19 protein-coding genes and 1 pseudogene are annotated in these 21,653 nt (G+C 69.7%); 5 read left to right on the forward strand and 15 right to left on the reverse strand.

The annotated features are described in order from the left end of the window. Positions 1-322 precede the first annotated feature (322 nt). The 5 genes from ACM6LU_RS11200 to ACM6LU_RS11220 are packed head-to-tail and all read right to left on the reverse strand — an operon-like array spanning position 323 to position 8,415. Positions 323-1,936 carry an allophanate hydrolase gene (locus ACM6LU_RS11200; RefSeq protein ID WP_414937561.1) on the reverse strand — a complete coding sequence of 538 codons (1,614 nt, stop codon included), beginning with the start codon at positions 1,934-1,936 and terminating at the stop codon, positions 323-325. Then, positions 1,933-5,499, reverse strand: a complete 3,567-nt coding sequence (uca, locus tag ACM6LU_RS11205) for an urea carboxylase (RefSeq protein ID WP_414937562.1) — start codon at positions 5,497-5,499, stop codon at positions 1,933-1,935. Before uca ends, ACM6LU_RS11200 begins: the two co-directional genes overlap by 4 nt. Further along, positions 5,496-6,107 carry an urea amidolyase associated protein UAAP2 gene (locus ACM6LU_RS11210; protein WP_414937563.1) on the reverse strand — a complete coding sequence of 204 codons (612 nt, stop codon included), beginning with the start codon at positions 6,105-6,107 and terminating at the stop codon, positions 5,496-5,498. The genes uca and ACM6LU_RS11210 overlap by 4 nt, the downstream gene beginning before the upstream one ends. Continuing rightward, positions 6,104-6,937, reverse strand: a complete 834-nt coding sequence (locus ACM6LU_RS11215; protein ID WP_414937564.1) for an urea amidolyase associated protein UAAP1 — start codon at positions 6,935-6,937, stop codon at positions 6,104-6,106. The genes ACM6LU_RS11210 and ACM6LU_RS11215 overlap by 4 nt, the downstream gene beginning before the upstream one ends. Positions 6,938-6,948: 11 nt before the next feature. Then, positions 6,949-8,415: an amino acid permease gene (locus ACM6LU_RS11220; protein ID WP_414937565.1), complete on the reverse strand. Its 1,467-nt coding sequence runs from the start codon at positions 8,413-8,415 to the stop codon at positions 6,949-6,951. A 177-nt stretch (positions 8,416-8,592) separates the two neighbouring features. On the opposite strand from ACM6LU_RS11220, the gene ACM6LU_RS11225 reads away from it, so the two are divergent. Beyond that, on the forward strand, positions 8,593-9,249 hold the full coding sequence (locus tag ACM6LU_RS11225; protein WP_414937566.1) for a TetR/AcrR family transcriptional regulator: 657 nt from the start codon (positions 8,593-8,595) through the stop codon (positions 9,247-9,249). Between the two features lie 7 nt (positions 9,250-9,256). Here ACM6LU_RS11225 and ACM6LU_RS11230 read toward each other — a convergent pair whose 3' ends face one another. From ACM6LU_RS11230 to ACM6LU_RS11240, 3 genes are all read right to left on the reverse strand, one after another. Next, a complete protein-coding gene (locus tag ACM6LU_RS11230) occupies positions 9,257-10,483 on the reverse strand; it encodes an HRDC domain-containing protein (RefSeq protein WP_414937567.1) in 1,227 nt (408 codons plus the stop codon). A 107-nt stretch (positions 10,484-10,590) separates the two neighbouring features. Beyond that, positions 10,591-11,307 carry a response regulator transcription factor gene (locus tag ACM6LU_RS11235; protein ID WP_034318331.1) on the reverse strand — a complete coding sequence of 239 codons (717 nt, stop codon included), beginning with the start codon at positions 11,305-11,307 and terminating at the stop codon, positions 10,591-10,593. A 1,266-nt stretch (positions 11,308-12,573) separates the two neighbouring features. Beyond that, on the reverse strand, positions 12,574-13,137 hold the full coding sequence (locus ACM6LU_RS11240) for a DUF3000 domain-containing protein (RefSeq protein WP_167406136.1): 564 nt from the start codon (positions 13,135-13,137) through the stop codon (positions 12,574-12,576). An 88-nt stretch (positions 13,138-13,225) separates the two neighbouring features. Here ACM6LU_RS11240 and hemE point away from each other — a divergent pair, with 88 nt between their 5' ends. Genes hemE through ACM6LU_RS11260 form a run of 4 tightly spaced genes read left to right on the forward strand, consistent with a single transcriptional unit; the run spans position 13,226 to position 17,751 of the window. Further along, entirely contained in the window at positions 13,226-14,299 is a 1,074-nt protein-coding gene (hemE, locus tag ACM6LU_RS11245) for a uroporphyrinogen decarboxylase (RefSeq protein WP_414937568.1), read from the forward strand. Further along, positions 14,296-15,675 (forward strand): protoporphyrinogen oxidase, encoded by a 1,380-nt coding sequence (hemG, locus tag ACM6LU_RS11250; protein ID WP_414937569.1) that lies wholly within the window; start codon positions 14,296-14,298, stop codon positions 15,673-15,675. The genes hemE and hemG overlap by 4 nt, the downstream gene beginning before the upstream one ends. A 25-nt stretch (positions 15,676-15,700) precedes the next feature. Further along, positions 15,701-16,393 (forward strand): hydrogen peroxide-dependent heme synthase, encoded by a 693-nt coding sequence (gene hemQ, locus ACM6LU_RS11255; protein ID WP_414937570.1) that lies wholly within the window; start codon positions 15,701-15,703, stop codon positions 16,391-16,393. Between the two features lie 11 nt (positions 16,394-16,404). Then, positions 16,405-17,751 (forward strand): CoA transferase, encoded by a 1,347-nt coding sequence (locus ACM6LU_RS11260; RefSeq protein WP_414937950.1) that lies wholly within the window; start codon positions 16,405-16,407, stop codon positions 17,749-17,751. A 73-nt stretch (positions 17,752-17,824) separates the two neighbouring features. Here the strand turns inward: ACM6LU_RS11260 and ACM6LU_RS11265 are convergent, their stop codons facing one another. The 7 genes and pseudogenes from ACM6LU_RS11265 to ACM6LU_RS11295 all read right to left on the reverse strand — a co-directional run bounded on the left by ACM6LU_RS11265 (position 17,825) and on the right by ACM6LU_RS11295 (position 21,604). After that, positions 17,825-18,169 carry a hypothetical protein gene (locus tag ACM6LU_RS11265; RefSeq protein WP_414937571.1) on the reverse strand — a complete coding sequence of 115 codons (345 nt, stop codon included), beginning with the start codon at positions 18,167-18,169 and terminating at the stop codon, positions 17,825-17,827. Beyond that, the gene (locus ACM6LU_RS11270; RefSeq protein WP_414937572.1) at positions 18,166-18,978 is read right to left on the reverse strand and encodes a DUF692 domain-containing protein; all 813 of its coding nucleotides are present in this window, start codon (positions 18,976-18,978) and stop codon (positions 18,166-18,168) included. The genes ACM6LU_RS11265 and ACM6LU_RS11270 overlap by 4 nt, the downstream gene beginning before the upstream one ends. Continuing rightward, positions 18,971-19,903 carry a TIGR04222 domain-containing membrane protein gene (locus ACM6LU_RS11275; RefSeq protein WP_414937573.1) on the reverse strand — a complete coding sequence of 311 codons (933 nt, stop codon included), beginning with the start codon at positions 19,901-19,903 and terminating at the stop codon, positions 18,971-18,973. The genes ACM6LU_RS11270 and ACM6LU_RS11275 overlap by 8 nt, the downstream gene beginning before the upstream one ends. A 308-nt stretch (positions 19,904-20,211) precedes the next feature. Then, positions 20,212-20,436, reverse strand: coding sequence for a hypothetical protein (locus tag ACM6LU_RS11280; RefSeq protein WP_414937979.1), 225 nt, complete (start codon positions 20,434-20,436; stop codon positions 20,212-20,214). Between the two features lie 59 nt (positions 20,437-20,495). After that, positions 20,496-20,774: pseudogene (locus tag ACM6LU_RS11285) on the reverse strand (hypothetical protein); the annotation flags it as partial. A gap of 82 nt (positions 20,775-20,856) precedes the next feature. Further along, complete coding sequence (gene msrB, locus ACM6LU_RS11290) at positions 20,857-21,279, reverse strand: peptide-methionine (R)-S-oxide reductase MsrB (protein WP_184902764.1); 423 nt, start codon at positions 21,277-21,279, stop codon at positions 20,857-20,859. Positions 21,280-21,298: 19 nt separating this feature from the next. After that, positions 21,299-21,604 (reverse strand): hypothetical protein, encoded by a 306-nt coding sequence (locus ACM6LU_RS11295; protein WP_414937574.1) that lies wholly within the window; start codon positions 21,602-21,604, stop codon positions 21,299-21,301. Positions 21,605-21,653 lie beyond the last annotated feature (49 nt).

A 21,653-nucleotide genomic window follows, 5' to 3' on the forward strand; every position in this document is an offset into this window, starting at 1 on the left:
ACCTTCTTCCCAGAATGCCGGATCAGGCCAACCGAACCGGAAAGGCGCTGGTCCCGTAATTGGGGGACCTACGGTGGATGAGTCAGGTCCACGGTCCGTCCGTGAAGGACTCCTTGAAGGACTCTGGGTCCCTCAAGGAGTCCTTCACGGACTCGGGACACTCGGCCGGTCGCCCCGGTGGCCCCATCAGTCACTGAGTTGCCGCGTGAAGGACCCTTTCACGCGGCTCAGCCGAAGAAGACTCGGTGGGCAACCGCGCGACAGGACCGCATGGGTCAGGTCCCGTGAGTGGTAATCGTCTTTACCACTCACGAGACGCCCATCATCGGCCCAGGTGGCCGAGCCAGCCGCCGAACCGTGTGATGTCCTCGGCGCCTTCGACCGCCATGGGCTCGCAGACGAACCCGGACACCTCGGTTCCGTCGGCCAGCCGCACCTTCCCGATCGCCAGCGGCGCGGGGACACCCGCCACGAACTCGCCGAAGCCGGCGAACGGCAGGTCCCAGACCTCCGCCTTGATCGGCTCGCCGCCCGAGGCGACCCGGACGAGGCCGGGTTTGGGCGGCACGGTGTCCAGCGCGTAGAGCCGGTACTCGGCCGCCGTCGTCCCCGCCGAGACGAACCGGCCTCCGCGCGAGGTCAGTTCGTGGTTCAGCGGCTGCCCGCGCAGGTGGGCGCCGACGACGGCGATCCGGGTCCGTCGCGGCACCAGGCGGGCGACGTCGGCGAGGATCCGGTCGGCGTACGCGGCCCCGACCAGCATCACCCCGAACGGTAGCCCGCCGACGGTTCCGGCGGGCACGGCCAGCGAAGACAGGCCCAGCAGGTTCGTCGAGTTCGTGAACCTGCCCAGCCGGGCGTTCACCCCCAGCGGGTCGGCCTCGACCTCGGCGATCGTCGGGTGCTCGGTCGTCGTCGGCAGCAGCACACAGTCCACAGTGGACAGAACGGCCGACGCTTCCCGTTCCAAGCCGTCGAGTGTCGCCAGATCGGTGAACAGCCGGTGCGCCGGGATGTCCTTGGCCGCACCGATGATCCGCCGCACGGCCGGATCGACCACGTCCGGACGCGTGTCGATGAACTCGCCGACCGCCGAATACCGCTCGGCCACGAACGCGCCCTCGTACAGCAATCGTGCCGCAGCCAGGAATGCCGATATGTCGACAGGAACCAGCTCGGCCCCGGCCGCACGGAACGACTCCGCCGCTACGGAGAACGCCTCGGCCCAGCCGTCCTGCAACGGGCCCAGCTCCTGAGGCACACCGATCCGGAAAGGACGGTGCACCACCGGAAGATCCCGTGGCTCGCTGAGACTCGCGAACGCGGTCGAAGCCTCGTCGACCGTCCGCGCGAACACGGTCACGCAGTCGATGCTCGCGCACGCGGGCACGACACCGGTCGTCGGCAGCAGTCCCCGTGTCGGTTTCAGTCCGACGATCCCGTTGAACGCCGCCGGAACCCGGCCGGATCCGGCGGTGTCGGTACCCAGCGCGAGATCCACGATCCCGAGCGCCACCGCGACCGCCGAACCCGAACTCGACCCGCCCGACACGTACGCCGGGTCGATCGCGTTCCGCACCGCGCCGTGCGGACTGCGGGTGCCGACCAGCCCGGTCGCGAACTGATCCAGGTTGGTCGTGCCCAGGATCAGCGCACCGGCCGCGCGCAGTCGCGCCACCACCGGCGCGTCCTCGTCCGGCCGGTAGCCGTACTCGGGACAGGCCGCCGTCGTCGGCAGCCCGGCGACGTCGATGTTGCCCTTGATCGCGGCGAGCTTCCCGTACAGCGGCAAGATTTCACCCGCCGCGCGGCGGGTTTCCAGGTTCTCGGCGTCGGCGAGCACCTCGTCCTCGGGACGCAGGTCGATCCAGATCTCGGGCCGGTCGACCCGCGCGATCCGGTGGTACGCGGCGCGCACCCGCTCCAGCACGCTCATCCCGCACTCCTTCCCAGAACCACCAGCGGTGTGCCGGGGGCGACCTGGTCGCCGGGGGAGACGAGCACTTCGACGACCTCCCCGGCGGACGGCGCGGGGATCCGCGCCTCGGTCTTCATCGCTTCGAGGATCACCAGCGTCTCCGCCGTGCCGACCTTCTTGCCCGCCTCGACGTCCACCCGCCACACGGTCGCGGCGAACGGTGCTTCGACGACGTGACCGCCGGGCGGGGCCTCGACCCTCGTGGTCGGGACCTTCGCCCCGACGGGCTCGGGACGAGGGTCGAATTCACCCGCCGCCGCCCAGGCCTGCCGCTCGGCCTCGAACGCCGAGCTCTGCTTCGCCCGGAACTCGGCGATGTCGGCGGCGTTGTCGGCCAGGAACCGCTCGTGGTCGGCCAGCGCGAACTCGCCGTCGGTGATGTCGAGTTCCAGTTCCCCCGCCGAACTCCGCGCCCGCAGGTCCAGCAACTCCTCGGCGGACACGGGGTACCACGAGATCCGGTCGAAGAACCGCAGCAGCCACGGCGAACCCGGTTCGAACGAGCCACGTTGCCGCCAGCCGCTCCACACCTGCACGGTCCGCCCGACGAACTGGTACCCGCCGGGGCCTTCCATCCCGTAGACGCACAGGTACGAGCCGCCGATGCCGACGGAGTTCTCCGCGGTCCACGTGCGCGCCGGGTTGTACTTCGTGGTGACCAGCCGATGCCGCGGATCGAGGGGAGTGGCCACCGGCGCGCCGAGATAGACGTCGCCGAGCCCCAGCACCAGGTACTCCGCGTCGAACACCGTCCGGTAGACGTCGTCCACACTGGACAGACCGTTGACCCGCCGGATGAACTCGATGTTCCACGGGCACCACGGCGCGTCGTCGCGCACGCCAGCCATGTACCGCTCGATCGCCTCGCGTGTCGCCGGGTCGTCCCACGACAACGGCAGCCGCACGGTCCGGCTCGGCACCACGAGATCCGCGGTACGCGGCAGATCGTGCTCCATCTCCTGGACGAGATCGAGCAGTTTCGAGACCGGCAGCGCGTCCGGCTCGACGTGGACCTGCAGCGACCGGATGCCCGGTGTCAGGTCGACCACGCCGTCGAGGCCTTCCGCCGCCAGCCTGTCCGCGAGGGCGTGGACCCGCATTCGCAGGGCCAGGTCGAGTTTCATCGGCCCGTACTCGATCAGCAGGTTGTCGTCGCCGCTGCGCCGGTAGGTGACCTCGGGGTTCTCGTCCGATGTGGACAGACGGCCGAGAATGCCGCCGTCGTCGATCGGTTTCCGGGTCGCTGTGACCGCTTCGCCGGGTGCCTCCCGCAGTGAAACCGCGTGCTCGGTGGTGATCGGCACGAACCGTACGGTGTCACCCGGACGCAACTGGCCGAGTTTCCAGCGCTGCCCGGTCACCACGGTGGCCGGGCAGACGAAGCCGCCGAGGCTCGGCCCGTCCGGGCCCAGCAGGATCGGCAGATCGCCGGTGTAGTCGACGGCGCCGATCGCGTACGGCGTGTCGTGGATGTTCGACGGGTGCAATCCCGCCTCACCGCCGTCCTCCCGCGCCCAGCGTGGCCGCGGTCCGACGAGCCGGACGCCGGTCCGCGCGGAGTTGAAGTGCACCTCCCAGTCGGTGGCGTAGAACGTCTCGACGTCGTCCGGGGTGAAGAACTCCGGAGCGGCGTGCGGCCCTTCGGACGCGCCGATCCCCCAGTGCGTGCCGAAGACCGGGCGTTCGGACTCGGGAACCGGCCCGAGGACGTCGTTCTCCGGGAGCGGGCCGGGGGAGAGGACGTCACCGGCCGCCAGCGCGCGTCCGCCGTGCCCGCCGAAGCCGCCCAGCGTGAACGTCGCCGCGCTTTCCAGGAACTCCGGCACGTCGAAGCCGCCGCGAACGAGGACGTAGGCGCGGAGCCCGGCCGTGCCGGTCCCGACGTCCAGCACGCCACCCGAGGGCACCTCGACCGGTGTCCACTGCGGAACGGTCGTCCCGTCGACGGTCACCGGTGACGGAGATCCCGTGACGCAAACGATTGCGTCGTCGGTGAACCGCAGTGACACACCGTCCACGGTGCACTCGAGGCCGGGAGTGCCTTCGGGATTGCCCAGCGCGCGGTTGCCAAGCCGCGACGACAGATCGTCCATCGGCCCGCTCGGCGGGACGCCCACGTGCCAGAACCCGAGCCGCCCCGGCCATTCCTGGACGGTGGTCATCGTCCCGCCCCGCAGGACCTCGATCCGCGGTTCGGGATCGGTGATCGCGTCGAGCGTCGCGGTGTCGTGCGTGACGTCGTGCACCCGCTGATCGGCGGTCACCGCGCGCAGCTGGCCGAGGTTCGTGCGGACGCCGTCCACCCGGCTTTCCCCGAGCGCGGCGCCCAGCGCGGCCAGCGCCTCGGCTCGATCCGAACCGACGGTGATCACCTTGGCGAGCAACGGGTCGTAGTGCGTCGTCACCTTGGTGCCCGCCTCGACCCAGGTATCCACCCGGACCTCGGCGGGGAAGTCGGCACGGGTCAGCAGGCCCGCGCTCGGCCGGTGCCCGGCGGCCGGGTCCTCGGCGTAGACCCGTGCTTCGACGGCGTGCCCATGTGGCTCCGGGGTCGTGGCGAACATCGCGGTGTCGCCGTCGGCGAGGCGCAGCATCCACGCGACCAGGTCGATTCCGTAGACCGCCTCGGTGACCGGATGCTCGACCTGCAGTCGCGTGTTCACCTCGAGGAACGCGGCCTCCTCACGGTCCGGGTCGTAGATGAACTCGACCGTGCCCGCCGACCGGTAGCGCACCGACGCGCAGAGATCGACGGCCGCGGACACCAGTTTCTCGCGCACCGCTTCGGAAAGCCCCGGGGCGGGGCATTCTTCGAGCACCTTCTGATTGCGCCGCTGCAGCGTGCAGTCCCGGGTGCCCAGCGCCAGCACCTCACCCGCGCCGTCACCGAACACCTGGACCTCGACATGCCGGGCTCGCGTCACCAGGCGTTCCAGGAACACACCCGACGTCGAGAAGCTCTTCGCCACGATGCTCCGCACCGCGTCCCAGGCTTCCCGCAACTCCTCGGCCGAAGCGCAGGCGCGCATGCCGATCCCGCCACCACCGCCGGTGGCCTTGAGCATCACCGGGTAGCCGATCTCGGCGGCCGCGGCCTCGGCGTCGGCGAGGGTGTCCAACAACCCGGTGCCCGGCAGCAGCGGGACACCGGCGTCGACGGCCTTAGCCCGCGCGGTGTGCTTGCTGCCGAAGACTTCGAGCTGGTCCGCGGTGGGACCGGCGAACCGGATCCCGGCCGCTTCCGCCGTCCGGGCGAAAGCGGCGTCCTCGGAAAGGAACCCATAGCCGGGGTGGATCGTGTCCGCCCCGGTCTTCAGTGCGGCTTCGATGATCGCGTCGCCGAGGAGATAACTCTCCCTGGCGGGCGCGGGGCCCAGTCGGATGGCCTCGTCGGCGAGCCTCACGTGTGCGGCGGTGCGGTCCGCGTCGGAGTAGACCGCCACCGTCGCGATGCCCATCTCCTTCGCGGTCCGGATGATCCGGACCGCTATTTCCCCCCGGTTGGCGACGAGCAGCTTCACACGTCACCGCCGGTGACGATCATTCTGACCGGGGTCGGGTCGAACCCGTTGCACGGGTTGTTGATCTGCGGGCAGTTCGAGACCAGTACCAGGACGTCGGTCTCGGCGCGCAGTTTGACCTCCATGCCGGGCCCGGAAATACCGTCGACGATGCCGAGCGTACCGTCCTGTTCGACCGGCACGTTCATGTACCAGTTGACGTTGCTGACCAGGTCCCGTTTCCCCAGGCCCCATTTCGCGCCCTCGGTCAGGAAGTTCTCGACGCAGGCGTGCTGGTAGCGCGTGTGCTGGCCGTAGCGGAGGCTGTTCGATTCCTTGCTGCAGGCGCCACCGATCGTGTCGTGCCGCCCGCAGGTGTCTTCGACGACGGTGAGCAGCGGGGCGCCCTCACCGGTGCGCAGCACACTGCCGGTGGTGAGGAAGATGTTGCCCTGCGCGGAGATCGTGGCGGCCGCGCTGTACCGCTTCGCCGTGTCGGCGGCGTCGTAGCAGAGGAAGTCGACGGCCTGGTTGCCGCCGAGATCGATGATCGCGAGCGTCTCGCCTTTGCGGAGCACGGTGGAGTACGGGGCCCGCGCGGCGACCTCGCTGTCGGAAATGATGGTCATGCCAAGCTCCTGGCGGTGAGATAGTCGGCGGTGTTCTCGAAGGCGCGCCGCCCCTCGGGCGAAGCCGTCCATTCAGGACTGTCCGGAGTGGACGGAGCGCCGTGCTGGGCGAGGACGCGCAACGGGGTGACCGTGTAGTCCGGGCGCGGGTCGAGCGGATGCGCCACGTTCGCGATCAGGACGACGACCGGGAGTTCGGTCCGCAGGATCACGGATTTACCAGGTCCGGCCGAACCGGTGAACGTCAGCCCGCCGTCGGTCTCCACGTGGATGCCCTGGAAGAAGGACAGGCTCGGCGGCAGATCGCGCGGGGTGAGGCCGTGCTTCGCGGCGGCCAGCGTGAACAGCGCGTTCCCGGACGGCGAACCACCCTGCGGGCCGCCGTCGCCGTAGCGTTCCGCGTTACCGTCCACAGTGGACGTACCGCACAGCGCGTCGTGCTTGCCGCTCTCGTCGGTGACGACCGTCGCGAGCACCCGTGCCTGATCCGACAGCAGCGCGATCGCCTCGCCGAGGTAGGCGTTCCACTGGACCTTCACGGTGTCCGCGACGTTCAGCCGCTCCCACGGCTGGTCGGCGTTGAACAGCAGCAGATGCGCGCAGGCGTCGCCTTCGATGTCGGTCAGCCGCAGTTCGGTGCCGCGGGCGAGGACCTTGTGGGTGTAGCCGCCACCGGCGACGGTCTCGGCCCAGACCAGCTTCGCCGGGTCGATCCCGGGCGGCGGATCCGGCCAGGTGGACGCCGGGATCGCGGGCATCGCTTCGGTCACCGTGCCCGCTTGGGCGCGCGCGTGGTCGCGAGCGCCGTACGTGGTCGATGTCGTGCTCATGGGACCTTCCTTCAGATCGCGGGGACGGGAACCGTGGTGAGCGCGGAGCGGCGGCGCCAGCAGAGATAGCCGGTGAGGATCGCGGCGCCGACGAACTCGATCGGGAACAACAGGGCCCAGACGGAGCCGGTGCCCGCCAGGTCGTAGATCTCGGCTCGTGGCCAAGCGATGTTGACGATCATCATCGCGCCGTACCCTACTGCCGCGACGTTGACCGGAATAGCCCATCGCCCCAGGGAGAAATGGCCGGGTTCGGCGGTGAAACGGCCTTGGCGGCGCCGGACCAGCAGTGGTCCGGTCACCAGGAGATAGGCGAGGTAGACCACGACCACCGAGGTGCCGGTGATGGTGCTGAAGATCGTCGGATTCCCCAGATTCAGCAGCAGAAGCCCGATGGCGAGTACGCCGGACAGGACGGCTGGCGCGATCGGCGTCCCGGTGCGGGCGTTGACCGCGGAAAGCCGTTTGGCGCCGGGAAGCGCGCCGTCGCGGGCCATCGCGTAGATCAGCCGGACGGTGCCGGTCTGGATGGTCAGGGTGCAGACGACGACCGCGACCGCGACGTCGGCGAGGAAGATCCGGCCGAGTGTGTCCCCGAAGACGGCCGTGATCACATACGGCAGGCCCTTCCCGGCGAGCTGACCGTCGGTGAGGCTCGGCGCCGCCATCAGAGCGGTGATGACGACGGCGAGGCCGCCGATGCCGGAGATCAGGAGCGCGCGGAGCACGGCGCGTGGCGCGGTGCGGCGGGCGTCCTTGGTCTCTTCGGCGACCGAAGCCGCGGTGTCGAACCCGTACAGGACGTACGCGGCCATCAGCGCCGAAGCGAGGACCCCGCCGGCTCCCGGGCTTTCGCCCGTCGGCTGGAGCACGACCTGCGGTCCGCGGACGGCGAAGAGTGCGAGCCCGGTGATCAGGATGAGGACGCCGACGAGTTCGGCCGCGACCCCGACGTCGTTGATCCGCGCCATGAGCCGCACGCCGCCCGCGTTGATCGCGGTGGTGAAAACGACCAGCAGGGCACCGAGCAGTACCGCGTTGGTGGCGCCGGTCGGAGACGTGATCGCCGGGTCCCCGCCGACCAGCTGGAAGCCGCCCCAGACCGACGGGAGGACGACCTGCAACGCGATGGCGGCACCGGCGAGCGCGACGACGCAGCCCACCAGCATCATCCAGCCCGCCAGCCAGCCCGCGAATCCGGGGGAGAGGTGTTTCGCCCACTGGTAAACCGATCCGGCCAGCGGGAATCGGGCCGCGAGTTCGGCGAAGTTCAGCGCGACGAGCAATTGGCCGATGATCACCAGCGGCCAGGTCCAGAAGAACAGAGTGTCGCCGAAGGAATAGCCGAACGCGAACAGCTGAAACACCGTGGTCAGGATGGAAACGAAGGAGAATCCGGCGGCGAAGGCGGAAAAACCGCCCAGCGTCCGGCGTAGTTCTTGACGGTAACCGAAGGCGGAAAGGTCTTCGGACGGCATTACGGGGGCTCCTGTCTGAAGGGCCTAATTTCGATCGGCTGACCGAAATTAAGCGCGTGCGGGGTCCTTCCGATCTCCGCCGGGTAAGCGCGGTGTTAACAGATACCGGATTCGGTAACCTGAGCCGACCGCCGGACGTAACAAAGATCGCCGCGAAGAAATGGCAGGATCGGATAGATGACTAAAACGACCGGGGTGGGCAGGCCGAGAGCCAGCGGCGCCGCCGCGAGCAAGCGGGAAGCGCGGCTCGCGGTTTTGGACGCGGCGGGGGAGCTGTTCACCGGCGCCGGGTACGCGGCGACGACCACACGGGCCATCGCCGAACGCGCCGGCCTGCGCCAGGCGTCGCTCTACTACCACTTTCCGTCCAAAGAGGACATTCTCGCGGCGCTGCTGGAGGACACCGTCCGGCCGTCACTGGACGTCGCGGGCGGCCTGTCAGTGCAGCTGGCGCCCGTCGGCGCGCGGCTGTGGGCGCTGGCGTACGCGGACATCCACCTGCTCGGCAGCGCGCGCCACAACCTCGGTGCCCTGTACCTGCTACCGGAGATCTCCTCGCCGAGGCTGGGGCGCTTCCGAGCCGAACGGACGGAGCTCAAGAACGTCTACGGCGCCCTCGTCGCGGCGTCCGGCGTCCGCGACGACCTGCTCGGCATCCGGACCGACCTCGTGTTCGGACTCATCGAGAGCATCGCGATCGTCCGGCGGGACCACCCGGATCTGGACGTCGAGGCACACGCCGTCGAAGGTGCGGACAGCGTCTTGCGGCTCGCCGGCCTCGGGGAACCGGACGCCGAACTGCGGGCTTCCGCGCGCACGTTGCTGGAGGACTGAAACCGGGTCAGGCGGGGGTGGCGTGGAGCGCCTTGCTCAGCGCCGCCACGGTCAGCTCGATCTGCCACGGCCGGGCGCCGCCGTCACCGAGGACCTTGGCGACCGAATCCTCGCTCAGGTCCGCGGGCGGGCGCCAGCAGGTGCGGCGCACGAGTTCCGGCAGCAGCAGATTCTCCACCGGCAGCCTGCGATCTTCCGCGATCGCGGCGAGCGCCGCGCGGGCGGCCGAGAGCCGGGCGGCGGCGTCGGGGTCCTTGTCCGACCACCGGTTCACCGGCGGCGGACCGTCGGTCTGTTGTGCCGGGGTGGGCAATTCGTCGGCGGGGAGCGCGCGGGCGGCCTGCAGATGCCGCAGCCAGCTCGCGGTGTACTTGCGCTGGACCCGGCCGCTGAACACCGGCAGCGCCTGCAGCTGATCGACGGTCTTCGGGTCCGCGGTGACGGCGTTGATGATCGCGCTGTCGGGCAGGATCCGGCTCGGCGCGCGGTCGCGTTTGCGGGCGAGTTCGTCCCGCGCCTGCCACAGTTCGCGCACGGCGGCGAGCCCGCGCGCACTGCGGATCTTGTGCACTCCGGACGTCCGACGCCACGGCTCGGCCCGAGGGGCGGGTGGCGGCGCGTTGCGGACGGCTTCGAATTCCTGCTGGGCCCATTCGAGTTTGCCCTGGGCCGCGAGGTCGGTTTCGAGCTTCTCGCGCAGTTCGATGAGCAGTTCGACGTCGAGGGCGGCGTAGTTCAGCCAGTCGACGGGAAGCGGGCGCTTCGACCAGTCGGCGGCGCTGTGCCCCTTCTCCAGCTGGTAGCCGAGGAGGAGTTCGACGAGGGTGCCGAGGGCGACCCGTTCGTACCCCGCGAGCCGTCCGGCGAGTTCGGTGTCGAACAGGCTCTTCGGGCGCAGGTCGAGTTCGGCGAGACACGGCAGGTCCTGAGAGGCCGCGTGCAACACCCATTCGGCGTCGTTGAGGACTTCCGCGAGGGGTTCGAGCTGCCCTTCGAGCGGAATGGGGTCGATGAGGAAGGAACCGGCACCTTCACGGCGAATCTGTACCAAGTAGGCCTTCGGCCAGTATCGGTAGCCGGACGCGCGTTCGGTGTCCACGGCGATGGCCCCGCTGCCGCCCGCGATCTTCGCGCAGGCTTCGGCGAGAGCCGTCGCGTCGGCGATCACCGGTGGAGTGCCTTCGGCGGGCTCGCGTAACAAGACGGCGGCACTGGTGTCATCGGTGCCGGTCATAGAGTCCGCCTGCGGTTCTCCGGGTCGGTCGCCTTCCATAGGTGAAGACCCTACGGGACGAGCGGGCCGCGCCTGGTCCGCCCGCCCCGCAGGGCAGTTCGCCTTTGTCAGCGGATCACGCCGGCACGCATGGCCAGCGCCACCATCTGAGCCCGGTCACCCGTGCCGAGCTTGCGCCCGATGCGGGAGAGGTGAGACTTCACGGTGAGAGCGGAGAGGCTGAGTTCCTCGCCGATCTCCTTGTTGGACTGGCCGTCGGCCACGAGCTGCAGCACCTCGACCTCGCGCGCCGAAAGCTCGCGTGGGGTGTTGTCGGTGCCGGCGACTCGGGTGCCGGTGGCCAAGACCGGTGCGACGCTCGGGTCCGCGTAGACGCCGCCCTCGAGCACCCTGCGGACGCCGTCGGTCACTACGACCGGCGATGCCGACTTGAGCAGGTATGCCTGGGCGCCGGCCTGGAACGCCGACCTGACCGCGTACGGGTCGTCCGATGAAGCGAGCACCACTACTCGAGGCCAGCCATGGCTACGGAGTTCCGTAACCAGCTCGATGCCGCTGCCATCCGGCAGTCCGAGATCAAGGATCGCCAGGTCACAAGGCCCAGTGGCCTGTGCTCGCGCCCTCGCCTCGGCCACCGTGGCGGCCTCGTGGACGGTGCCCGCACCCATCTGTGCGAGTCTTGCTGAGATTGCCTCCCTCAACAGCGGGTGGTCATCGACCACCAACACGGAAAAAAGCTCTTCCCGCGGATGCGGAACCATGCTCGCCGGCAATGAACCGGCTGGCGTGGATCGGACGGCCTGAGAAATGCCGACGGTAGCCACGTCACTACCTCCCTGGAGTCGGTCGTGCCCCCCGACCGGCACCGGGACTTTCGGCCGTTTAGCCGCGCCAGCTTTAGACCGAAAGTGGTGTCGTCGTTGGCACTGTAGCCGCCCTGGGGCCTTCACGGGGGGATCGAATGGGTATCTATCTCAAACCAGTGGTTACTCAGGGAGTTCGTTGTAACACGATCGGGCTAGTACACAGCCGGTGGCTAACACATCGCCCAAAGAACACGATGGACTCCAGTTACCGGGGTGCAACCGACTGTGCAGATGGGCCGTGCAGCTGCCGGTGCCTCTGCCCGGGACCCTGGGAGACCAGCGCTTCGAAGGTCGGAAACCCCCTCCGGCTTGGGGTCTGATCAACTTCGCGGAGCGTCATGATCGCTTCGTTCGGTGACCGCGATGGTAACGCTCCGAAAGCGTCTCGAGGTGTCCGGGCGCTCGGTTCCGGCAGGCTTGATCCTGTCGCTGACGGTGACACTGTGCGTAGCACGAACGGGGTGGTCCAGACCTCCGGACGGCCCGCTCGTCGCTGGTCGGAGCCCATCTGGCCCTGGCGGTCGTCTCGATGGCCTACGGTCGCTCTGGGGGGCTTGCGTCCGGAGTACGTGAAGGCGCTTCGGGGTTCTCGCGGGTTGTCGACAGTACGTGAAGGGCCCCTTGCTTGCGTTGGGCTCAGTGAAGGGGTCCTTCACGTACTCGGGCCGTCGTTTCGGGCGGGGGAGCAAGGGACCTTTAGTGCCGCTAGCTTTCCTAGCGGCGCTAGATGGCCGCAAATCGCAGAATAACCCAAATGCTATGTCTCGATTACTGGGACTCCGGCGTGTCGGGTCTCCGGAGGGCATGGTCCTTCGTCGAGTGAGGGTGAAGGGGACTTTCCCCGCATGGCATGCGGGGAAGGCGTCCTTCACGGTTCAAGGTCGTGGCGCTCTCCCCCACGCCGGGCGGCGACGTAGTGAAGGCCTCTTTCCCTGCCTTGAGCGTCAGGGGCCGGCAAAGTCGCAGGGCTGCTGGTGGTGATCCGGGCTTGGCATAGCTGGTGCCTGCAGGGGCCGAGTGGGGAGGATTTCGGACGTTGAACGTCCGAAATCCTCCCCACTCGGCGTGTGCCGGGGGCATGTCTTCCTGAACCCTTGTTGATCAAGCTCCACTACCGGAGCGGCGAAGAGCCGCCTGACCTGTAAGACCTCGACTTTGCCGGGACCTGACCTCAAGGTAGGAAGGAGGCCTTCGCGGACTTGGAGTTTCGGAGGCCGACGGGCTTCAGGAGGACTGACGCTGCTCGAAGAGGGTCACGCCGACCGGCGGCAGTCCGACAACACTCGCCATGACCTGGCAGAAGGCCTGCCCGTGCGGCCGCAGCGCGGCGTCGGTCGGCGTCCAGGACGCCCGCAGTTCCAGATCGTCGGTGCGCGCGGGGCCGGAGATGTCGCCGAAGCGGGCCGACGACGTCTCGGTGACCGTGCCGCCCAGCGCCGTCCACTCCGCGCCGGAGCTTTCCAGCGCATCGGTCAGCCACGACCAGCCGACGGCGGGAAGGAAGGGATCGGTCGCCAGTTCCCGGTCGAGTTCCGCGCGGACGTACATGACCAGCCGCAGGACCCCGTCCCAGCCTTCCTGGCCGTCCGGGTCGTGCAGCAGCACGAGCCGCCCCGACGCCAGCACGTCGGCCGGGCCTTCCACCTCGCAACTCACCGCGTAGGACCATGGCGCCAGTCGCTGCGGCGGGCGCATCGTCTCCAGCTGCACTTCGGGGCGGGGCCGGACCGATTGCAACGCCGCGACGGCTTCACGGAAGAGGTCGGGTACTGACGTCATCGCGGTCACCAACCGACTGTAAGACGCGAGTGTCCGGTTCGGGGCGCAGACGCGCCGAGAGTAAGGCCGCGGAGCGCCCATGGCACCATGAACCGTGATGTCTCCTTCAGCTGCTTCTTCCGCGCAGACCGTCTCGTCGGCCCGTCGCGCCCTGCCCGGTTCGCCGTTCTTGGCCGCCGCGCGTGGCGAACGCCCGGACCGCACTCCCGTGTGGTTCATGCGCCAGGCCGGCCGGTCGCTGCCCGAGTACCGGGCGCTGCGCGAAGGCACCTCGATGTTCGACGCGTGTTTCGACCCGGAGATGCTCGCCGAGATCACGCTCCAGCCGATCCGCCGTCACGGCGTCGACGCGGCCATCCTCTTCAGTGACATCGTCGTCCCGCTCAAGGCGGCGGGCCTCGACATCGACATCGTCGCGGGCACCGGCCCGGTCGTCGCCGAGCCGATCCGTGACGCCGCGGGCGTGCGCGCGCTGCCGGTCCTGGCCCCGGAGCAGGTAAAGCGGGTCGCCGACGGTGTCCGGCTGCTGGTCGGGTCGCTGGGCGAGACGCCGCTGATCGGCTTCGCCGGCGCGCCGTTCACCTTGGCCTCCTACCTCATCGAAGGCGGGCCGAGCCGCAACCACGAGCACACCAAGGCGCTCATGCACTCCGAGCCGGAGCTGTGGCACGAGCTGGCGGGGCGCCTGGCGGATATGGCGATCACGTTCCTGTCCGCGCAACTCGACGCCGGAGCCGACGCGATCCAGCTGTTCGACTCATGGGCGGGCGCGCTCTCCGAGCGGGATTACCGCGAGTTCGTCCTGCCGCATTCGGCGAAGGTCCTGTCCGCGGTCGCCGGGTATGGGGTCCCGCGTATCCACTTCGGCGTCGGCACCGGCGAGCTGCTGGTGGCCATGCGTGACGCGGGCGCCGACGTGGTCGGCGTCGACTGGCGTATCCCGCTCGACGAGGCCGTCCGGCGCCTCGGCGGCGGTGTCGTCCAGGGCAACCTCGACCCCGCGCTGCTGCACGCGTCCTGGCCGGTGCTCGAAGCGGAGGTCCGGCGCATCCACGCCGAAGGCCGCGCGGCCGACGGCCACATCTTCAACCTCGGCCACGGCGTGCTGCCCGGCGTCGACCCGGACGTCTTGACGCGCGTGGTCGGGCTGGTGCACGAGCTCCGGCCGTGAAGATCGCCGCCGTCGTCGGTGGCGGTATCTCGGGACTGACCGCGGCCTACCGCCTGCGGACGCTGCTCGGCGAAGACGCGCGGATCGTCGTCTTCGAGGCGACGGAGTCCCTCGGCGGGAAGCTCCGCACGATCGAACTCGCCGGTGAGCGCTACGACGTCGGCGCGGAGGCCTTCCTCGCCCGCCGTCCTGAGGCGCTCGCCCTGGTCCGCGAGGTCGGGCTGGGCGAAAGCCTCGTCCACCCCACCAAGGCCCGTGCCAAGATCCACGCCGGTGGATCCGTGCTCGGCCTGCCTCCTGGCACGGTCATGGGCGTTCCCGCCTCGGCCGACGCGGTCTCCGGAGTGCTGTCGGAGAAGGGCCGCGCCATGGTCGAGGCCGAGTCTTCGCTGAAGCCGGTGGAACTTCCGGCCGGGGACACCCCGCTGGGCCCGCTGCTGCGCGAGCGGTTCGGCGACGAACTGGTCGACCGGCTGGTCGACCCGCTGCTGGGCGGAGTCTACGCCGGGGGAGCGGACGGCCTCGGCCTCCGCGCGACGATGCCCGGTCTCGCGTCGGCGGTCGATCGCGGCGCGCGTTCGCTCACCGAAGGCGCCGCCTCGCTCATGCCCGCCTCGCCGAGTACGGCGCCGGTCTTCGGAACCCTGCTTGGCGGGCTCGGCACCTTGATCCAGCGGCTCGCGGAGCTTTCGCGTGCCGAGATCCGGACCGGGGTCACGGTGACGGCGCTGAACCGCACCGCGACCGGCTGGATGGTCGACGGTCTCGAAGCCGACTTCGTCCTTCTCGCCGTCCCTGCGCCCTCGGCCCGGAGGTTGCTCGACGGCGTCGCGGGTGTGGCGTCGTCGGCGTTCGCCGAGGTCGAACTGGCGTCGATGGCGGTGATCGCGCTCGCGTTTCCGCCGGGCACCGACCTGCCGGAGTCGTCCGGCGTGCTGATCGGCGCGGGGGAGCGGGACGCGGCCGGGAAACCGTTCGCCGCCAAGGCGTTCACCTTCTCCTCCCGCAAGTGGGCGCAGTACGGCGAGGGCCCGGTCCTGGTGCGCGGCTCCGTCGGCCGGTTCGGCGAACTGGGCGCCCTGCACGCCGACGACGACGAACTCGTGCGCGTGGTCCGCGACGACCTCGCCCGGCTGACCGGGGTCGCCGCCGCGCCGATCGAAACCCGGGTGACCCGGTGGGGCGGCGGGCTCCCGCAGTACGGCACCGGCCACCTCGAACTCGTCGAGCGGATCGAACGCGCCGTCGCGGACGTGCCGGGGCTCGCCGTGGCAGGCGCGACGCTGCACGGTGTGGGGCTTCCGGCGTGCATCGCCACCGCCGACGCGGCCGCCCGCCGCATCGCCGGGATCACACCGACCCACGAGGGCTCCTGAGCACCGGCAGTGCCAAGATGGCGGTATGGCGCGGCTGAACTACAACGAGCTCAATGACACCATCCGCTACACCGCCTGGTCGGTCTTCCGGGCCGAGCAGGGCAAGCTCGGTGACGACCGCGCGCGAGCGACCGCGGAGACCACCGAGTACCTCGACGCGCTGGAGGGCAAGGGCGTCATCGTCCGCGGCCTCTACGACCTCTCAGGGCTGCGGGCCGACGCCGACTACATGGTCTGGTGGCACGCCGAGGAGATCGAGCAGGTCCAGGCGGCCTACAGCGGTTTCCGGCACACGCCGCTCGGCCGCGCCTCGGTGCCGGTGTGGAGCCAGGTCGCGCTGCACCGCCCGGCGGAGTTCAACAAGAGCCACATCCCGGCGTTCCTCGCCGGTGAAGAGGCCCGCAAGTTCATCTGCGTCTATCCGTTCGTGCGTTCCTACGAGTGGTATCTGCTGCCGGACGACGAGCGCCGCAAGATGCTCGCCGATCACGGCAAGGAGGCTCGCGACTATCCGGACGTCCGCGCCAACACGGTCGCGTCGTTCGCGCTGGGCGACTACGAGTGGATCCTGGCCTTCGAGGCCGACGAACTGCACCGCATCGTCGACCTGATGCGTCACCTGCGCGGCACCGAGGCCCGCCTCCACGTGCGCGAGGAGATCCCGTTCTACACCGGGACCAAGGTGGAACCCGCCGAGCTGATCACCCTGCTGCCCTAGTGAACGCACCACTGGACTCCCGCGTCTGGACCACGCTCACCGGCGACACGCTCGCCGAAGACGCCGTCGAGGTCACCGGCCCCGATTCCGTGCTGCCCGGCATTTTCCGGGTCGAGGAGGCGGCGACGACCAGCATCGCCGCGGCGACACTGGCGGCAGGGGAACTGTTGCGGCTGCGGGGGATCGAGCCCGGCCGGGTCTCGGTCGACACCCGGCACGCCGCCGCGTCGTTCCACAGCGAGCAGTACATCCGCGTCGACGGGGAGCCGGTGCCGTTCAGCGCGCCGCTGTCCGGCGACTACCGCGCGAACGACGGCTGGGTGCGGTTGCACTGCAACTATCCGCGGCACGTCTCCGCCGTGTGCTGGGGCCTCGGCGTACCGGCGACCCGCGAGGCGTTCGAGAAGGTCGTCGCGGCCAAGTCGAAGTTCGAGGTCGAGTCGGCGGTGATCGGCGCCGGCGGTGCCGCGGCCGTGCTGCGCACCCGCGAGGAGTGGCTGGCGCACAAGCAAGGACAGGTGGCCAGCGGACAGCCCATCGCCGAGATCCGGTCGCTCGGGCCGTCGGAGCCGGTGCGGCTGTTCGAGTCCGATCGGCCGCTGGGCGGGGTGCGGATCCTGGACCTGACCCACGTCATCGCCGGGCCTGTCGCGGGCCGGGTGCTCGCCGCGCACGGTGCCACCGTCATGCACATCGGGTCGGATCGGCTGCCGACCGTGCCACCACTGGCCGTGGACACCGGGATGGGCAAACTCTCGGCGTACGTCGACCTGGAGACCGAAGCCGGGCGTTCGCGGCTGCGCAAGCTGATCGCCCGCGCCGATGTCGTCCTGCAGGGCTTCCGGCCGGGATCGCTGGTGACCAAGGGTTTCTCGCCGGAGGCGATCGCCGAACTCCGGCCGGGGATCGTGGTCGCGGACCTGTCCGCCTATGGCTGGGAAGGGCCGTGGGCGCGCAGGCGTGGCTTCGACAGCCTGGTGCAGATGGCGTCGGGGATCGCCGACGAAGGCGGCAGGACCGCCGGGATCGACGGCCCGGGACCGCTGCCGGTGCAGGCGCTCGACCACGCGACCGGCTGGCTCACCGCGGCGGCGATCATGACCGCCGTCCGCCGAGCGGCCACCGAAGGCGGCAGCCGGCACGTCCGCACCTCGCTGGCCGGAACCGCGGAGTGGCTGAATTCCTTGGGACGCAAGGAAGCCGGCGCGACCGAGTTCGACGCCACCGAATTCCTGGAGGACGTCGACAGTCCGCTCGGGCGGCTGACCCGGGTCAAGATGGCGGGCGTGCTGCCGGGTGCGAATCCACAGTGGACAGAAGGAACGCATGTGGCGGGGAGCGACCGCCCGGTGTGGTAGCTGAAGGGGACTTTCCCCGCATGCCATGAGGTGAAAGCGCCCTTCGCCGCGTGAGATGCGGGGAAAGTCCCCTTCAGCTCCTGCGCACCCACCTCGTGAACCGGCTCCGTGGCTTCGGGATCGCGCCGCGTTCGACGAGCCAGGCGCCGAACTCGTCCGCGTAGGCCCGCGCGCGGATCGTGTCGGTCTTCGGGTGGCTCGCCGAGTACTCGCGGAACAGGGCGGCGAACCGGTCGCCGAGCGCTTCCGCGAGGTCGGGCCGCAGGAAGGCGGCGAGCCTGCGCTGCTTGTTCCGCAGCACGTTCGCCTCGATGCGGAGCCTGTCCGCCTCGAAACCCGCCGGGGCGTCGCCTCCGGCGAGGAGCGCCTTGAGCAGCTCGGCTTGCTGCCCGGCGAGCCGCTCCCGGGGCGAAGTCATGGCGAGACCGCTTCCCGCAGCGCGGCCAGCTCGGCCGCCAGTTCACTGTCGGGCGGGTAGTCGTCGTCGCGTTCCAGCAGTACACCGGGCGGCTCGGTGCGCCGCCGCAGTTCGCGCAGCAGGTCCAGCACTTCCGGGACGATCGGATGGGCATGCGTGTCGTGGTAGACGCCGTCGCGTTCGACGCCGCCCGCCATATGGGTGTACGCCAGCCGTTCCCACGGGATCTCGTCGAGGAACCGTTCGGGATCGGTGCCGAGGTTGCGGGCGTTGGCGTACAGGTTGGCGACGTCGATGATCAGCAGACAGCCGGTCCGATCGGTCAGTTCCCGCAGGAATTCCGACTCCGAGAACTCCGCGTCCGGCCATTCCAGTACCGCCGCGATGTTCTCCACCGCGAACGGCGCGTCCACGATGGACTGGGTCAGCTTGACGTTGTCCACCAGGACATCGAGCGCGTCCCGGGTGCGGGGGAGCGGCATCAGGTGGCCCGAGTCGAGGCCGCCCGCGCGCACGAAGCACACGTGGTCGCTGGCCAGCGGCGCGCCGAGTTCACGGGAGATCTCCGCGAGATGCTCGACGCGCGCGGTGTCCAGCGGTTCGGCCCCGCCGAGCGACAGCGAGACCGCGTGCGGCAGCACCGGGATTCCCTTGTCCCGCAAGGCGGTCAGCGTTTCGGGGAGCTGCCCGGCGTGCAGGTTCTCGGCGACGACCTCGACCCAGTCGACGCCGGGCAGCCGCGCGATCGACAGGTCGAGCTCATGCCGCCAGCCGATGCCGATCCCGAGGTGCCCTGGCCGGTCAGCCACCGCAGCCCCCGCCACCGCAGGAGCTGCCACCGCCACTCCCGCCGCCGCACGAGGATCCACCGGTGCCGCAGGTGCTGCCGCCGGACGAACCGCCGCCACCGAAGGCACCCGAGACGGGCGGCGGGATCAGCGCCGCGCTCAGCTCCTCGTCCGGGTAGAAGGCGAGTCCGCCCAACGCGACCGCCGCCGCGGCGCCGCCCAGCAGAGCGCCACCGGCCATGCCGCCCACGGCAGGCTGGTCGGGGATTCCGCGCTCCCGCGCCAGCGCACGGTTGGCGCTGCCGAGGATTCGGTTGCCTTCGCTGGTCGGGCGCGGGCCCGTCCGCTTGTTCTTGACGGCCCTGGCGACCAGCGTCGCGAACGTGGCCGCGATCAGCAGCGGGATCAGGAAGCCGACGGCGTGGTCGGCGGAGATCCCGGCGAACAGGCGCACCACCCCGAGGACCAGAACCGCGAGATACAGGAAGAACACGACCCGGCGGATCCGCGGCGCCTGGTTGACGACCACGAGTCCCCGCGCCTCCAGACCCTGGCCGAGCGCCTGCATCGGCCCCGACATCCGAAGCCGGTCGCGCATGCCGCGAGTCGTGGCGTTGTAACCCGGTTTGGCGCCCTTGGCGACGGCCCTCTCGATCCGGTCGGCGGGCTCCGGACCGGTCAGCTGGAGCTGCTTCGAGCTGCTGACCCGCAACGTCCCGCGGTCGACCAGCGCCGCGATGGCCGTGTCGACCACCCTGTCCGGGCCGCCGGCGAGGTAGGCGAGTTCGTACACCGTCGGCAGCGGTCCGCTCACGGTGGCACGTGGTGCCTTGCGGCCCAGCTTGACCGTGATCGTCCACAAGAGACCGACGACCAGCGGCAGCACCAGCAGGGCGGCGTAGACCGCCAGGAAAGTGGGTCCGGGGATGCCCCAGGTGTCTTCCATCGCACGGGCCTTTCACGAGCAGATGCGCTTACCGTAGTCGGACGCTCTTCCGTCCGGTCATGGTTCCGTGATTCGAACAGCCGGAGTGGACTTTCGCGACGGTAGTTGGACCGTCAGCGGCCGCAACCACTTCAGCCTCCGCCTCCGCACGACGAGCCACCGCCGCACGAGGAACCGACGGCGAAGGACGCGCCTTTGCCACACGTACTCGCCGTGCCCGTCGACCCTACGTCGCCCGTCCTGACCAGCGTGGCCGCGAGAATCGGGTCGGGGAAGGCGTTCAAACCGCGAAGAGTTACCTGGCCAGGTCACGATCCCAGTCGCCGTAGTGGAGCCAGCTCGCCGGCGGTGGTCGCGCGGCCGGCCCGGTCCGGCCGCTGGAGCCAGCCGGTGAGGCCGATGGCCGCGAGCACGGCGAGGATCAGCACGATGAGGATGTCGGCGGGCCGCTTCGCCGGAACGGCGTTCGCCAGGCGCGCGGTCCCCACGACGAGAACGGCCACGTAAGCGACCAACGCGCACTGCCAGCCCACCCGGCGACCTCCAGGCCCCTTCGTTGCAAGTCGTCGCGAAGGTCCTTGATGACCGCGTGCCGTGCCATCCGTGACCGAAGATGGCGGAGACCGATGCCGCTGCCGGGTACGAACGAAATGACCGCGTGCTCGAAGGGATCGGCTGGAGCGGGCCTGACCGGGTACAGGGTTCCGGGGCCGTCGAGCCGGAGACCCTGCCGCTCGAGCAGGCAGGCGACGGCGGTGTCGGCGACCCGGTCGCTACCCCGGCGAGCGCGAACGGGATGGCGACCAGACAGCCGTACAGCCAGGCGAAGCCCGGTCCGCTGATACCCCAGGGTTCGTTCATACGACAGCAAAGCCCCCTACCCAAAAGCCCTCCCCGACGCTGTCTTGTCCATCGAGAACGCGTCGAGGAGGGCGGTGGTTCGCTTCGGTTGGTTACGACTCGGGAACGAGCGTCAGCGAGATCGAGTTGATGCAGTACCGCTGATCCGTCGGCGTGGCGTATCCCTCGCCTTCGAAGACGTGCCCGAGGTGGCTGTGGCACGATTTGCACAGCACCTCGATCCGGCGCATCCCCATGGCGGTGTCCTCGCGGAGGAGGACGGCGTCGGTATCGGCCGGGTCGTAGAACGATGGCCAGCCGCAGTGGCTCTCGAACTTCGTGTCGCTGCGGAACAGCTCGGCGCCACAGGCGCGGCACTGGTAGACACCGGTGGTCTTCGCATCGGTGTACTCCCCGGTGAAGGGGCGCTCGGTACCCGCCTGGCGGAGCACGGCGTACTCGTCGGGGCTGAGCTGTTCCCGCCATTCCTGCTCGGACTTGACCACGCGTGGCGTGGCTCCGACAACGGGTTTCATGCCTTTCACCGGTTCCACGTTACCCCGCGAGCCACGCGATGGCCCGGCCGATGATGTCCCATGCGGTGACCATCACGCCGAGCACGATGAGGATCACCACCAATGCCGAAATCCACCAGCGCAGACCGCCGAGGCGATTGCTGGAGTCGGCGAATTCGGAGACACCGTCGAGGCAGGCTTCCACGGTGAAGTTGGGGCCGCAGCGCTCGATGCGGTCCAGATGCTCGGCGAAGGCGCGAGCTTCGGGGTCGTACGGGTCGAGACCTACCAGGTCCTCGTCGAACCGAGGATTCTGGCCAGGTCCGAAAGGTCCGCTATCGGCCATACCAGCAACAGTAAGCCAAAAGCGGCGATTGGCCTACCACCGGCGAGGC

Origin of the sequence: Amycolatopsis sp. cmx-11-51 (assembly GCF_047608665.1) — a bacterium.
Taxonomy (GTDB): domain Bacteria; phylum Actinomycetota; class Actinomycetes; order Mycobacteriales; family Pseudonocardiaceae; genus Amycolatopsis.